Origin of the sequence: Candidatus Pelagibacter sp. HIMB1623 (assembly GCF_052047695.1) — a bacterium.
In the GTDB taxonomy this organism is placed as follows: domain Bacteria; phylum Pseudomonadota; class Alphaproteobacteria; order Pelagibacterales; family Pelagibacteraceae; genus Pelagibacter.
Genome location: NZ_JBNAJN010000003.1, coordinates 94531 through 108586 on the forward strand (window position 1 = coordinate 94531; position 14056 = coordinate 108586).

The 14056-nt window shown below is 28.3% G+C and carries 15 protein-coding genes; 7 read left to right on the top strand and 8 right to left on the bottom strand.

The window, feature by feature from the left end:
* The first annotated feature begins 1 nt into the window (after position 1).
* The 4 genes from rpsK to ACTTBN_RS01885 are packed head-to-tail and all read left to right on the top strand — an operon-like array spanning position 2 to position 2850.
* Positions 2 to 451 carry a 30S ribosomal protein S11 gene (rpsK, locus tag ACTTBN_RS01870; RefSeq protein ID WP_440680705.1) on the top strand — a complete coding sequence of 150 codons (450 nt, stop codon included), beginning with the start codon at positions 2 to 4 and terminating at the stop codon, positions 449 to 451.
* On the top strand, positions 451 to 1479 hold the full coding sequence (locus ACTTBN_RS01875; protein WP_075506787.1) for a DNA-directed RNA polymerase subunit alpha: 1029 nt from the start codon (positions 451 to 453) through the stop codon (positions 1477 to 1479). Before rpsK ends, ACTTBN_RS01875 begins: the two co-directional genes overlap by 1 nt.
* Entirely contained in the window at positions 1479 to 1922 is a 444-nt protein-coding gene (rplQ, locus tag ACTTBN_RS01880; protein WP_262589113.1) for a 50S ribosomal protein L17, read from the top strand. Before ACTTBN_RS01875 ends, rplQ begins: the two co-directional genes overlap by 1 nt.
* Positions 1923 to 1932: 10 nt before the next feature.
* Positions 1933 to 2850, top strand: a complete 918-nt coding sequence (locus tag ACTTBN_RS01885) for an RluA family pseudouridine synthase (protein ID WP_440680706.1) — start codon at positions 1933 to 1935, stop codon at positions 2848 to 2850.
* Here the strand turns inward: ACTTBN_RS01885 and lipB are convergent.
* Positions 2828 to 3445 (bottom strand): lipoyl(octanoyl) transferase LipB, encoded by a 618-nt coding sequence (gene lipB, locus ACTTBN_RS01890; protein ID WP_440680707.1) that lies wholly within the window; start codon positions 3443 to 3445, stop codon positions 2828 to 2830. The genes ACTTBN_RS01885 and lipB overlap by 23 nt on opposite strands.
* 61 nt (positions 3446 to 3506) lie before the next feature.
* Here lipB and mgtE point away from each other — a divergent pair, with 61 nt between their 5' ends.
* Entirely contained in the window at positions 3507 to 4880 is a 1374-nt protein-coding gene (mgtE, locus tag ACTTBN_RS01895; protein ID WP_440680708.1) for a magnesium transporter, read from the top strand.
* Here mgtE and panC read toward each other — a convergent pair.
* Positions 4877 to 5722 (bottom strand): pantoate--beta-alanine ligase, encoded by an 846-nt coding sequence (panC, locus tag ACTTBN_RS01900; protein ID WP_440680709.1) that lies wholly within the window; start codon positions 5720 to 5722, stop codon positions 4877 to 4879. The genes mgtE and panC overlap by 4 nt on opposite strands.
* A 4-nt stretch (positions 5723 to 5726) precedes the next feature.
* On the opposite strand from panC, the gene ACTTBN_RS01905 reads away from it, so the two are divergent.
* Together ACTTBN_RS01905 and ACTTBN_RS01910 are read left to right on the top strand one after the other, a co-directional pair.
* Complete coding sequence (locus ACTTBN_RS01905) at positions 5727 to 6542, top strand: sugar phosphate nucleotidyltransferase (protein ID WP_440680710.1); 816 nt, start codon at positions 5727 to 5729, stop codon at positions 6540 to 6542.
* Positions 6539 to 7834 (top strand): UDP-glucose dehydrogenase family protein, encoded by a 1296-nt coding sequence (locus tag ACTTBN_RS01910; RefSeq protein WP_440680711.1) that lies wholly within the window; start codon positions 6539 to 6541, stop codon positions 7832 to 7834. Before ACTTBN_RS01905 ends, ACTTBN_RS01910 begins: the two co-directional genes overlap by 4 nt.
* 1 nt (position 7835) lies before the next feature.
* Here the strand turns inward: ACTTBN_RS01910 and ACTTBN_RS01915 are convergent, their stop codons facing one another.
* Genes ACTTBN_RS01915 through ACTTBN_RS01940 form a run of 6 tightly spaced genes read right to left on the bottom strand, consistent with a single transcriptional unit; the run spans position 7836 to position 14014 of the window.
* On the bottom strand, positions 7836 to 8297 hold the full coding sequence (locus ACTTBN_RS01915; RefSeq protein WP_440680712.1) for a RidA family protein: 462 nt from the start codon (positions 8295 to 8297) through the stop codon (positions 7836 to 7838).
* A 3-nt stretch (positions 8298 to 8300) separates the two neighbouring features.
* Positions 8301 to 8588 carry a hypothetical protein gene (locus tag ACTTBN_RS01920; RefSeq protein ID WP_440680713.1) on the bottom strand — a complete coding sequence of 96 codons (288 nt, stop codon included), beginning with the start codon at positions 8586 to 8588 and terminating at the stop codon, positions 8301 to 8303.
* Positions 8585 to 11170: a type I DNA topoisomerase gene (gene topA / locus ACTTBN_RS01925; protein WP_440680714.1), complete on the bottom strand. Its 2586-nt coding sequence runs from the start codon at positions 11168 to 11170 to the stop codon at positions 8585 to 8587. The genes ACTTBN_RS01920 and topA overlap by 4 nt, the downstream gene beginning before the upstream one ends.
* Positions 11171 to 11207: 37 nt before the next feature.
* Positions 11208 to 11786, bottom strand: coding sequence for a glycerol-3-phosphate 1-O-acyltransferase PlsY (gene plsY, locus ACTTBN_RS01930; protein ID WP_440680716.1), 579 nt, complete (start codon positions 11784 to 11786; stop codon positions 11208 to 11210).
* Between the two features lie 2 nt (positions 11787 to 11788).
* Entirely contained in the window at positions 11789 to 13075 is a 1287-nt protein-coding gene (gene pyrC / locus ACTTBN_RS01935; protein ID WP_440680718.1) for a dihydroorotase, read from the bottom strand.
* Positions 13076 to 14014 carry an aspartate carbamoyltransferase catalytic subunit gene (locus ACTTBN_RS01940; RefSeq protein ID WP_440680719.1) on the bottom strand — a complete coding sequence of 313 codons (939 nt, stop codon included), beginning with the start codon at positions 14012 to 14014 and terminating at the stop codon, positions 13076 to 13078. It abuts the gene before it with no gap.
* Positions 14015 to 14056 lie beyond the last annotated feature (42 nt).

The following is a 14056-nucleotide window of genomic DNA, read 5'->3' on the forward strand; positions in this document are numbered from 1 at the left end:
AATGGCAAAAATAGAAAAAACTGACAATAAAGATCAGAAGGTAGAAAAATCTTCTAAAAAAAGTGCAAAGAGCTCTTATTCAAAAAAGAAAAAGATAAAAAAGAATATTTTAAATGGAATTGCTTATGTGCAGTCGACATTTAACAACACCATAATTTCAATTGCTGATACAAATGGAAATGTAATATCCTGGGCATCTGCTGGACAGAAAGGATTTAAAGGATCAAGAAAATCTACACCTTATGCAGCTCAAATAGCAGCGGACTCCGCAGCATCAAAAGCATTAGAGTATGGAATGAAAACTTTATCTGTTGAGGTAAAAGGCCCTGGTTCAGGAAGAGAAACAGCATTAAGAGCTTTACAAGCAAGAGGTTTTAAAATTTTGTCAATTAAAGACACAACACCGATGCCTCATAACGGAACTAGACCACCAAAAAAAAGGAGAGTTTAATGGAAGTAGAAAACGTTAATGTTAAAAATTGGAAATCTTTGATTAAACCATCTAAATTAGATGTTCAAATTAGTGATGACTTAACACATGCTAAGATTATAGCTGAGCCTTTAGAAAAGGGTTACGGATTAACTTTAGGAAACTCTTTAAGAAGAATTTTGCTTTCTTCAATCAGAGGAGCTGCGGTTACTTCTATACAAATAGATGGTGTTCTACATGAATTTACATCAATTAAAGGTGTAAGAGAAGATGTAACAGACATAGTGTTAAATGTTAAATCTCTAGCATTAAAATGTAATTCTGAAGGTACAAAAAAATTAGTTTTAGACGCTAAAGGTCCGGGTGAAATAAAAGCTTCAGACATTGCTCCTGTGACTGATGTGGAAATTTTAAATCCTGAGTTAGTAATCTGTAACTTAGATGAAAATACTACTTTTCACATGGAAATGAATGTAAACACTGGAAAAGGTTATGTTCCAGCTGAGCTAAATAAACCAGAGGAGCCACCATTAGGTTTAATTGCCATTGACTCTTTGTATAGTCCTGTAAAAAAAGTTTCTTATTCTGTTAGCACAGCAAGAGAAGGAAAAGCTCTTGATTATGACAAATTAACAATGGAAGTAGAAACTAATGGTTCAATTTCAGCAGAAGATGCTGTTGCGTACTCTGCTAGAATTTTTCAAGACCAGTTGAAAATGTTTGTTAATTTTGATGAACCTGTCGAAGCTCCAGTAAAAGAAGTTTCATCTGAGCCTGAATTTAATAAGAATTTATTAAGAAAAGTTGATGAACTAGAGCTATCTGTAAGATCAATGAATTGCTTAAAAAATGACAACATAATTTATATTGGTGATTTAGTTCAAAAATCTGAGGGTGAAATGTTAAGAACACCAAATTTTGGTAGAAAATCTTTAAATGAGATTAAAGAAGTTCTAACTGGAATGTCTCTGTATTTAGGCATGGAAATACCTAACTGGCCACCAGATAATATTGCAGAAATGTCTAAAAAATTAGAGGAAGCAATTTAATGAGACACGGCTTAGCCAATAAAAAATTAAATAGAACTTCTGAGCATAGAAAAGCTCTGTTAAAGAATATGTTAAATTCTTTGATAAAATATGAACAGATCAAAACTACATTACCCAAAGCAAAATTTTTAAGACCTCAAGCTGACAAAATTATTACTTTAGGTAAAAAAGATACATTGCAAACAACTAAGATGCTTGTGTCTCAATTGCAGGATATTAAATCAGCTAATAAAGTAAAAAAAACTCTTTCTAAAAGATATTCAAATAGAAAAGGTGGCTATACTAGAATTATTAAAGCGGGTTTTAGATATGGTGATAATGCTCCAATGGCAATCATAGAATTTGTAGATAGAGATGTTGAGGCCAAAAGAGTAGATAAGAAGAAAAAAGATACGTCAAAAGAAGCTCCAAAAACAGAAGAAAATAAACAAGCTACAGCTTAAATCCTAAGTCATGAACAAGTCATACATCGTTGATTCAACGTGTAATGATATGCGTATTGATAGATGGATGAGATTAAATATTGGAAAAATACCTCAAGGTTTAATTGAAAAATATCTAAGGACAGGAAAAATTAAAATTAACAAAAAAAAAGTTAAAAGTTCTCACAAAATAAAAAAAGGAGATCAGATAAATATATTTAATATTGAATTTAAAGAAAGAGTAGAACAAAAAAAAATAAAATTTTTACCAACTAAAGAAATAATAAAATCAAACGAAGATCAAATAATTGATGATAATGACAATTTTGTTGTATTAAATAAAGCATCAGGAATATCAGTACAAGGTGGTACAAAATCTAAAAAAAACTTAGTTGATATTTTTGCAAAGAGTGAAATTTTTAGAGGAACAAAACCTTATTCTGTTCATAGATTAGACAAAGATACATCTGGCGTATTTATAATGGCGAAAAATAGAGAGAGCGCACAGTTACTTACATCATTATTTAGATTAAGAAAAGTACATAAAACTTATCTTGCCATATGCCAAGGAGAAATAAATAAAAACACAGGTGTTTGGGATGATGACTTAATAAGATATGATGGAGATAAAAAGTTAGTAGAAAAAGCAAAAACTATATACAAAGTAATAGATAAAAATTCTGAAGCATCTTTATTAGAGTTAAAACCAATAACTGGAAGAAAACATCAGTTACGTAAACAACTTTTTGCAATTGGAAATCCTATATTTGGAGATACGAAATATAAACTATCTAAGTCAGATAAAGGTATAAATAAAAATCTTATGCTGCACTCGTATCAAATTAAATTTAAAATAAATGATATGAAGCATACTTATTCAGCTTTATTGCCAGAATATTTTAAAAAGTTGTTAAAATCAAAAAGACTTAGTTTTTCAAATTTGAAATAAAATTTTCAATAATTTCATTATTTAAGTTAGAATAATCTTGATTTGAAATTTTTTTTAAATTTGTCACACCTTTATCTAAAATTCCACAAGGTACTATTTTTTTATAATTTTCTAGGTTGTTATCAACATTTATTGCAAATCCATGATATGCAATCCACTTACTCACTCTAATACCTATCGCAGCAATTTTTTGAATTTCATTTTTGTCTTTATACCATATTCCAATATTTTCTTTATCAGGAAAGGTTTCAATATTATATTTTTTTAAACTTTGAATAATTGTATTTTCAATAGTTGTAATAAATTTTCTAATGTCTTTTTTTTCTCTCAGATCAATAACAAAATAACAAATTAATTGACCTGGACCATGATATGTAATTTTTCCACCTCTGTTTGTTTTTAATAGATCAATTGACTTATCAATTATTTCATTTTCTTTATACGATGTACCTGCGGTAAAAATTTCAGGATGCTCTAGAATCCAAATTAATTCTTTTTCTTTATTAGCTGTAATATTTTTTAATCTAGACTCTAATAAATCAACTGCCTCAAAATAATTTACCGGTTTTATTGACTTTTTGATCTCTATATCCATTTAAAATTTGTAATATTTTAATTATGTATTAATAGTGCACAACTAAATTATAGGTACATTTATGTCTTTAATTAAAAAAACTAAAGATAAAAAAGTAAATTTTGAATTCAATAAAGAATATTTGAGAGTTGTTACCTCTAAAATAGCTGACAATGATGCAAAATTTATTAACGATTCATTCAATGAAATGCACCCTGCTGATGCAGCAGACATAATTGAACACTTAAGTATTAGCGATAGAGAAAGTTTAATTAAACTAAATAATTTTAATATTGATGCAGAGGTTTTTGTAGAATTAAATGAGTCTATACAAACTGAAATAATTAAATATTTATCTTCAGATTCAATTGTAACTATTCTTACTAACTTAGAGTCAGATGATGCTATTTCGATTTTAGAAAATGTACCTGAAGAAGACAAGAATACTATATTAAGCTCATTACCGCCTAAAGACAGATTTGCTCTGTTAGAAAGCTTAAGCTATCCAGAAGATACTGCTGCTAGACTTATGCAGCGTGAGTTTACAGCTATACCAAGCAACTGGTCTGTAGGTCAAACAATTGACTATTTGAGAGAAAATAAAGATTTGCCTGAAGAATTTTTGGAAATTTTTATTGTTAATGAAGAATTTAAACCTATTGGAACAGTTCCATCATCAAGAGTGCTTACTTCACCAAGAGACACAAAAATGGCAAGCATCATGTCAGAGTCTCAACTATTAGTTCCTGTTGATATGGACAAAGAAGAGGTGGCTAATCTATTTGAAAATTATAATCTAAATTCAGCAGCTGTAATTGATAAAAATAATAAATTGGTAGGAATGATTATGAACGATGATGTTCTTACAGTCCTAAAAGAAGAGGCTGAGGAAGATGCATTAAGACTTGCAGGTGTAGGTGATGAGGAAATTACTGATGGAGTTGTTACAAAAACCAAAAGAAGATTTAACTGGCTTTTACTGAATTTATTTACCGCTTTTTTAGCTACTTGGTGTATTAGTCTGTTTGGAGCAACTATCGAGCAAATGGTTGTTCTTGCTTTCCTAATGCCAATTGTTGCTTCAATGGGCGGTAATGCAGGAATGCAAACATTAGCTGTTACAGTCAGAACAATTGCTACAAATGATTTAACTCAAAATAATTTTTCATCAAATGTTTTTAAAGAATTTTCAATTGGTATATTAAATGGAATTATATTTGCTGCCATAAGTGCTTTAATAGTTCAAATTTGGTTTCAAGATAGTGTTCTTTCAATAATCATTTCAATATCAATGGTACTTACGATGATTATAGCTGGACTGTTTGGTATACTTGTTCCTTTTACTTTAAAAAAAATGAATATTGATCCCGCAATTGCATCGAGTGTTTTTGTTACCACCATTACTGATGTTATAGGTTTTGTCTCATTTTTAGGTGTTGGGGCTTACTTTCTTTAAAAATTATCAATCAATCTTACGTTATCAATATAATACGCAACAAATAAACGTGAGCCTTTAACAGTATTAGATATTTTAAGATTTTTAATTGATCTTAATTCTAAGTATTCAATATTAATTTTTAAAAATTTCTCAAAATATTTCATTTGAATTTTTAAATTTTGTTTTATTTTTTTACTATTTTCTAAATTTTTTTTTAATTTAATTAGACTTTTACTTAAAACACTTGCTTTTTTAATTCCATTTAAATCCAAATGATTATTTCTTGAAGACAACGCTATTTTGTTTTTATTTCTAATCGTTTTGCATGGAACAATAGAAGCTTTATACTTATTTTTTAGATAATTTTTTATTAAGAAATATTGTTGATAATCTTTTTTGCCCATAAATATTTTTTTCGGATTTACTAAATTAGTTAATCTTCCCATTACATCTAGCACTCCTTCAAAATGGCCTTTTCTAAATTTGGCGCATAAAATTTTATCTTTTTTTGTTATTTTTATGTTTGATTTTTTATTATTATTGTAAACATCTTTGAATTTTGGAATGTATAAGAAATCTACTTTTTTAGTTTTTTTTAAAATTTTAATATCTTCTTTAATATTTGTAGGATAGTTTTTGAAATCTTTTTTATTGTTAAATTGTTTGGGATTAACAAAAATACTTACTATTGTCTTTTTGCAAGTTTGATTTGATCTTTCTATAAGTGATAAATGGCCCTCATGTATACTTCCCATTGTTGGAACAAAGCCAATATCATTAAATGGCCTTAAAGCTTTAAATAATGAATTATTATTTAATATAATTTTCATTTGTATTAGAAATCTAGATAAGTAAAACATTTATATGATTAAACAAGCAATAATTCCTCTTGCAGGTCAAGGAACTCGACTTTTGCCTTTAACAAGTGTTTTTGCAAAAGAACTGCTCCCAATAAATGGAAAGCCAGGTATTGAGTATATTTTAGATGAATGTATTGAGGCTGGTATAAAAGAAGTCGTTTTCATCATATCAAATAAAAAAAAAATGATTAAAAATTATTTTTATAGTGACACTTTTTATAAAAAAATTATTAAAAAGAAAAAAGATCCCAGAATAATTGCTGAATATAAAAAAATATTAAAATATAAAAAACTAATAAAATTTGTGTATCAAAATATACCAAAAGGAACAGGTGACGCTGTATTTAAAACAAGAAAATATATAAAAGATAATTATTTTTTAATGTTGCTACCAGATGATTTGATAATAAAAAAAAACTGTTCTAAAGATATGATTAAAGTGCATCAAAAACACAAATCTTCTGTAATGGCTAGTATGAAAGTTAATTCTAAAACAGTTTCAAGATGGGGCATCTATAGTTTAAACAAAAAAATTTCCAAAAATGATTATTTTATTGATGGTGTAGTTGAAAAACCTTCAATTAAAAATGCTCCTTCTAATAAAGCAGTAATAGGAAGATATATCCTTCCCAAAACTATATTTAATAAATTAGCCACGCAAAAACCTGGTAACGGTGGTGAAATACATATAACAGATGCTATTCAAACTTTAATAAAAGAAGGTGAAAAATTTATTGCTCATAATTTTTCAGGTAAATATCTAGACTGTGGGACAATGCAAGGATTTATTAATTCTAATAAAGAAATAGGAAAACTATGAAACTTTGTATGATAGGTACTGGTTATGTTGGTTTGGTGAGTGGAGTTTGTTTTTCAGACTTAGGCAATGATGTTATTTGTGTAGATAAAGATAATAATAAAATTAATAATTTAAAAAATGGTAAAATACCTATCTACGAGCCAGGTTTAGAAGAATTAGTCAAAAAAAATATCAAAAATAATAGATTAAATTTTTCATCAAATTTAAAAGAATCTGTAAGAAAATCTGACATAATTTTTATATGTGTAGGAACACCAACTAAAAAAAACAGTAACAGTGCTGACCTTTCTCAAGTTTATTCAGTTGGAAAAGAAATATCTAAATCAATTAACAAATTTAAAATAATTATAACAAAATCTACTGTTCCTGTTACTACAGGTGATGAACTAGAAAAGATTATTTCAAAAAAAGTAAATAAAAAGTTGTTTTCAGTAGTATCTAATCCTGAATTTTTAAGAGAAGGTGAGGCCATCCGAGATTTTATTTATCCCGATAGAGTAGTTGTTGGTTCAAATGAAGAAAAATCAAAAAAAATACTTAGAAATTTATATTCTCCATTAATTTCCAAGGGTGCAAAATATGTTTCTACAAATAGACGAGCTGCAGAGTTAATTAAATATGCTTCTAATGCTTTTTTAGCAACTAAAATTACATTTATAAATGAAATTGCTAATTTATGCGAAAAAACTGGTATCGATGTTGAAGATATATCCATAGGAATTGGACTTGATAACAGAATAGGAAGTAGATTTTTAAGAGCTGGTCCTGCATATGGAGGCTCTTGTTTTCCAAAAGATACTAAAGCTATTGTATCTACAGCTGATAAATTTAAATCTAATTTATCTGTAATTAAAAGTGTTATTAAATCTAATCAGAATAGATCAGATTTATTACTTAAAAGGCTTCACTCAATAATTAAAAAATTTAATAATAAAAACGTTTCATTTTTGGGAGTTACATTTAAAGCAAACACTGATGATATGAGAGAATCCTCAAGTTTAAAAATAATTCCTTATCTATCCAAAAAGGGAGCAAAGATTAAATATTATGATCCCACTGGTTCCAAAAAAGAATTTAATAATCTAAAAAACGTTGAATATGCTAATTCAATACAAAACTGTATTTCTGGTTCAGACATTATAATTATTCATACTGAATGGAATGATTTTAAATCAATTAATTTTAGAAAACTTTCTAAGAATAAAAAACTTATTATATACGATATGAGAAATATATTTTCACCAACTAAAATAGAGAAACTAGGTATAAAATATTTTGGTATTGGAAGATAATTTAATTTAATTCAAATATAGCATCAACTTCTACAGAAACACCAAGTGGTAGACTATTGGTGCTTACCGCAGCTCTTGTGTGCATGCCAGCATCTCCAAATATTGATGCAATTAAATCTGAAGCTCCATTTATTACTTTTGGTTGTTCAGTAAAGTCATTTGTTGAATTAACAAATCCAGTTAATTTGATACATGATTTTATTTTAGACAAATCTCCATCACAAGCAGCTTTTACTTGAGCAACTAAACTTAATCCACACCTTTTTGCAGCTTCATAACCTTGTTCTGTGGTTAAATCTTTTCCAACTTTTCCCTTAATTAATTCTCCATTTTCATTAATCGAAATTTGACCAGAAATAAAAAGTAAATTTCCAGACTTTTTTGTTGCTACATAAGATCCAACAGGAGGCTTCGCCTCTGGAAGTACTATTTTTAATTCTTCTATTTTTTTATCAAAATTCATTAACTAATCTTTTTTTTTTATCTTATTTTTAACTTTATCTCCAATTTCTACAAGATTTTCTTTCAGTTCTTTGGCTTTTTTAGATGTCCCTTCTTTTAATTCTTGAGTTTTTTTTGATGTTCCATCCTTTAATTCTTTAGCTTTTTTTGAACTTGCTTCTTTTAATTTTTTTGCATTACATTCCAAGTACTCTTTCGATAATTTTTTAAATTCATTACATTTATTTTCTTCTGCAAATGAAAAGGTACTTTTGAAAAAAAAAACTATGAATATTATAAATAGTTTTCTCATTTTTTCTTTTTATTTTTGCCTTTTTTGTTTTTGTCGTATTCTCTTCTTTTTTCAATTAAGATTAAAGCCTCTTCCATTGTAAGCTCTGTTGGATCTTTTTCTTCAGGAATTGTTGCATTTAAAGATTTATATTTAATATAAGGACCATATTGTCCCTTCATAACTCTAACTGGTTTTTTATCTTCTGGGTGTTCTCCTAAATCCTTAATTATTGAAGATGACATTCTTCCCGGTTTTGCTTCAGCAATAAGAGTAATTGCTCGATTTAATCCTATAGAGAAAATTTCATCAATATTCTCTATTCTAGCAGATTTATTTTCACATTTTAAATAAGGACCAAATCTTCCAGTATTTAAAATAATTTCTTTTTGATTATCAGGGTTAACACCAATTAATTTTGGTAGAGAGCATAAAAACTGAGCTTTTTCTAAGTCTATATTTTCTAACTCTAAACCTTTTGGTATAGAAACATTTTTAATTAATTCATTAACATCTGTTTTAGATTTTTTGGTTTTTTTCTTTTTTTTTGTTTTTGGCTCTTCTATTTCTTCTTCCTTAAGTTTTTCATATTGAAGATAGGGACCAAATCTTCCATTTTTCAAATATATATCATTACCATTCTCATGTTTTCCTAAAAATTTAGGTTCTGCTAACTGCGATTGAGCTGCTGCTTTTGCTTTAGACAAGGGTCTAGTAAATTTACACTCTGGATAATTTGAGCATCCTATAAAAGCTCCACCTCTAAAACTATTTTTAAGACTTAGTGAACCCGTATCACATAGTTGGCACTTTCGAACAACGTTTCCATCTTTATCAGTATCAAAAATTAAAGCACCTAAACTTTCATTTAAAAGATCTAAAACTTCTCTAGTTCTTTTCTCTTTAACCTCAGAAACGTTATTATTAAAATCTTTCCAAAAAATTTCTAAAACTTTTATCCAGCTTTCTTTACCAGTTGTAATTTCATCTAATTGATCTTCCAAACCTGCAGTAAAGTTATAATCTACATATTTAGAAAATAATTTTTCTAAAAAGGCAGAGATAAGTTTTCCACGATCAGTTGGAAAAAACCTTTTATTTACTATTTCTGCATAACCACGATTAGCTATAGTTGAAATTATACTTGCATAAGTAGAAGGTCTACCGATTCCCAATTCTTCTAATTTTTTTACTAAACTTGCTTCAGAATACCTTGGAGGTGGCTGTGTAAAATGTTGTTCATCCATTAATGCTTCAATATTAACTGGCCCTTTAGACATTTCTGGTAAAATTTCTTCATCATCATCTTTACTTGTATTTGAGTAAACTTTTAAAAAACCATCAAATTTAAGTACAGAGCCACTTGCCTTACATATTGTTTGTTTATCTTCAGATTCTATTGTTATGGTATTTCTATCAAATTGGGCAACTTCCATTTGTGAGGACAAAGCTCTGGACCAAATTAAATTGTATAGTTTTTGTTGATCATTGCTTAAATATTTTTTTAAAGTGTCTGGTGCTCTATTTATATCTGTAGGCCTAATAGCTTCATGAGCTTCTTGTGCGTTCTTAGCTTTTTTACCAGAATAATTATTTGCAGATACAGGCAAATATTCACTACCATACTCACTTTTAATAAAATTTCTAAAATCATTTACTGCATCAGCTGATAAGTTAGTTCCATCAGTTCTCATATAAGTAATCAATCCAACAGTATCTCCATCAATCTCAACACCTTGATATAATTTTTGTGCAATTTGCATTGTTCTTGAAGCTCCAAAACCTAATCTACTAGATGCAACTTGTTGTAATGTTGAAGTTGTAAATGGACCAGAGGGGTTTCTTTTTACAACTTTTGATGAAATATCTGTTATTTGAAATTTTTTCTCTTTTATTTCTTTGATTGCTTTTTCAATGCTATTCTTGTCTCTAAAAGTAAATTTTTCTATTTTGTTACCATTTAATTGTGAGATGCTTGCAGTAATAGTGTTTTTATTATCATCTCCAAATTTAAGAGTAAGTGTCCAAAATTCCTCAGGATTAAATAATTCTATTTCATGCTCTCTTTCAGTGATTAATTTTAAAGCTACAGACTGAACTCTTCCAGCTGATTTTGACCCAGGTAGTTTAGTCCAAAGTATTGGAGAAATGTTAAAACCAACCAAGTAATCAAGAGCTCTTCTTGCCATGTAGGCATCCACTAATAAAGGTTCGATTTGTCGTGGATTTTCAATGCCATGAATTACGGCTTTTTTTGTTATCTCATTAAAAACAACTCTTTCAATTTCTTTATCTTTTAATAGTTTTTTTTCATCAAGATATTCTTTAACATGCCATGCTATAGCTTCACCTTCACGGTCAGGGTCAGTCGCAAGTATTATTTTAGAGGATTCTTTAGCAACATCAGTTATTTCTTTTAAATATTTTTTTGAAAAACTATCAACTTCCCATTCCATTTTAAAATTATGATCAGGATCAACTGATCCATTTTTGGATGGTAAATCTCTTATATGCCCATAACTTGCTAAAACAGTATAATTATCACCAAGGTATTTGTTGATGGTTTTAGCTTTTGCAGGACTTTCAACTATGACTAGATTCATAATTTAACAAACTACTTAAAAGTGTTTGATAGTCAAATTAATAAATTTTAGTCTTGTTTTCTTCTTTATTTATCAGTCGTTTAATATTTTCTCTATGAGTATAAAATATTAAAATAAACATTATTCCAAAAAATAATTCATTTTCTGTTGATTCAAACAGAAATAAATAAACAGGAACTGAAAAGGATCCAATTAATGATGCTAATGATGAAAATTTAGATATAAAAAAAGTTACAAGCCAACAAATACCAAAAACTATTCCAAACATTATATTTATACTGCATAATATACCAACATAAGTTGCTACTCCCTTACCACCTTTAAACTTTAACCAAACTGGAAAAACATGTCCCAGAAAAGCACATAAAGCTGATACATAAATCAGATCAGGAAAATTTACCTTTATATATAAAACTGGAATAACTGCTTTAACTATATCAAGTATTAAAGTTGAATAACCAATAAATTTATTTCCTGTTCTTAGAGCATTTGTTGCACCAATGTTACCTGATCCAATTTCTCTAATATCTTTTTTTAAAAAAATTTTAGTTAATATTAACCCAAAAGGGATAGAACCCATTAGGTATGAGATAATACCTATTGTTAATAATTCCATTTTTATATCTTAAATAATTCTTTACCTTTTACAAATGTATTGGTTACTTTTCCTTGAAGTTTTTTGTCTTCAATAGACGTATTTTTGGATTTAGAAATTAAATTTTCTTTTTTTACAATCCAAGGTTTATTTATATCAACTATACAAAAGTCAGCATCATTACCAATTGAAAGATTTCCTTTATTGATATTTAAAATTTTAGCTGGATTAGATGTTAGTGCCTGGATTATTGTTTCAAGTTTTACAGATCCATTATGAAATAGTTCTAAACTTAAAGACAATAAAGTTTCAATACCAGAAGCACCTGTTGCTGCTTGCGAAAATGTCAATCGTTTTGATTCTTCATCTTCAGGCTTATGATCTGAAACAATGACATCAATTGTTTTATCTTTTAATCCTTGGACTAAAGCCAATCTATCCTCTTCTTTTCTCAATGGCGGAGATAATTTTAAAAATGTTTTAAAATCTCCAATATCATTTTCATTTAAGGAAAGGTTATTTATTGAAACTCCACAAGAAAATTTAATATCATTTTTCCTTTCTTTGATGATTTCTACTGATTTGCCTGATGATAGTTGAGATATGTGATATCGACACTTTACTTTTTCTAACAATGTTAAATCTCTTTCAATAATTATTCTCTCAGCCACGTCTGGTATACTTGATAATCCAAGTTTTGTAGCGATTATACCCGAATTTATCATACCGTTTTTTGCTAACTCATAATCTTCAGCATGTTGCATTATTAGGCATCCTAAATCCTTTGCTGAATTCATTATTCTTGACATTAATCTAGTATTTTGAATTGTCTTTATACCATCTGTAAAAGCTACAATCCCTTTACTAGCTAACAATCCAAATTCTGTCATGTTTGTTCCCTCTACATTTTGTGTAAGAGATGCGCATGGAAATATATTAATCTTAGATTTATCTCGTCCTCTTCGTTTTAAAAAATCTACTATTGAAACATTATCAATTACAGGATCTGTATTAGGCATTGTTACTACAGATGTTACTCCTCCAGATAGAGCTGCATTACTTAAAGTTCTAAAATTTTCTTTATACTCATACCCAGGTTCTCCAACAAAAACTCTCATATCGACTAAACCAGGGAATATATATTTTCCTTTTAAATCAATTGGTTTTTCTCTGGACGGTAAATTATTTGTATTTACTTTTTTCCCTATTGCTTCAATTTTACCTTCTTCTCCAACAATAAGTCCTCCATTTTCATTAATTGAATTTCGAGGATCAATTATATTTGCGTTAATAAAGTATTGTTTTTTCATTTATTCACAAAATATTTTTAAACAGGCCATCCTTACAGCAACTCCAAGTTCAACTTGCTCTTTGATTACACTTTTATTTATATCGTCTGCCAATCTAGTATCTATTTCGATACCTCTATTCATTGGGCCAGGATGCATTATTAGTGCATCAGGTTTAGCATGATCTAATTTATCAGGCGTTAAACCGTAATATTCATAATACTCTCTATTTGATGATAAATAAGAACTTGTCATTCTCTCATTTTGTAATCTTAGCATCATTACAATATCACAATCTTTCAATCCTTTTTTCATATCGGTAAAAGTATTAACACCAAACTTTTCAATTTCTTTTGGCATCAAATTTGTTGGGGCAACAATATTTACTTCAGCACCAAGCATTGTTAGTAAATAAATATTCGATCTTGCGACTCTTGAGTGAAGAATATCTCCACATATAGCAATTTTTAATCCTTCAATTTTTTTCTTTCTATTTCTTATTGTTAAAGCATCTAGTAATGCTTGAGTAGGGTGCTCACGTCTGCCATCACCAGCATTTAATACTACACAATTTACTTTCTGAGATAATAAATTGCATGCTCCAGAGTCTTGATGCCTTATTACAATAATGTCAGGATGCATCGCATTTAGAGTCATTGCTGTATCAATTAAAGTTTCACCTTTTTTAATTGCTGAATTATTCATATTCATTGACATCACATCAGCACCAAGTCTTTTTCCAGCTAACTCAAATGAACTTTGTGTTCTTGTTGATGGTTCAAAAAATAGATTAATTTGAGTTTTGCCTCTAAGAACATCAATTTTCTTGTTCTTACTCTGATTTAATTTAATGAAAGTTTCAGATTCATCTAAAATGTAGTTAATATCAATAACTGATAGATCTTGGATACCTAACAAATGTTTTTGAGAAATTTTAATAGCCTTGATGTTTTTTGCCATTAAAATTAACTCTATAACTATAAAGCGAATGAATGGCAAGGA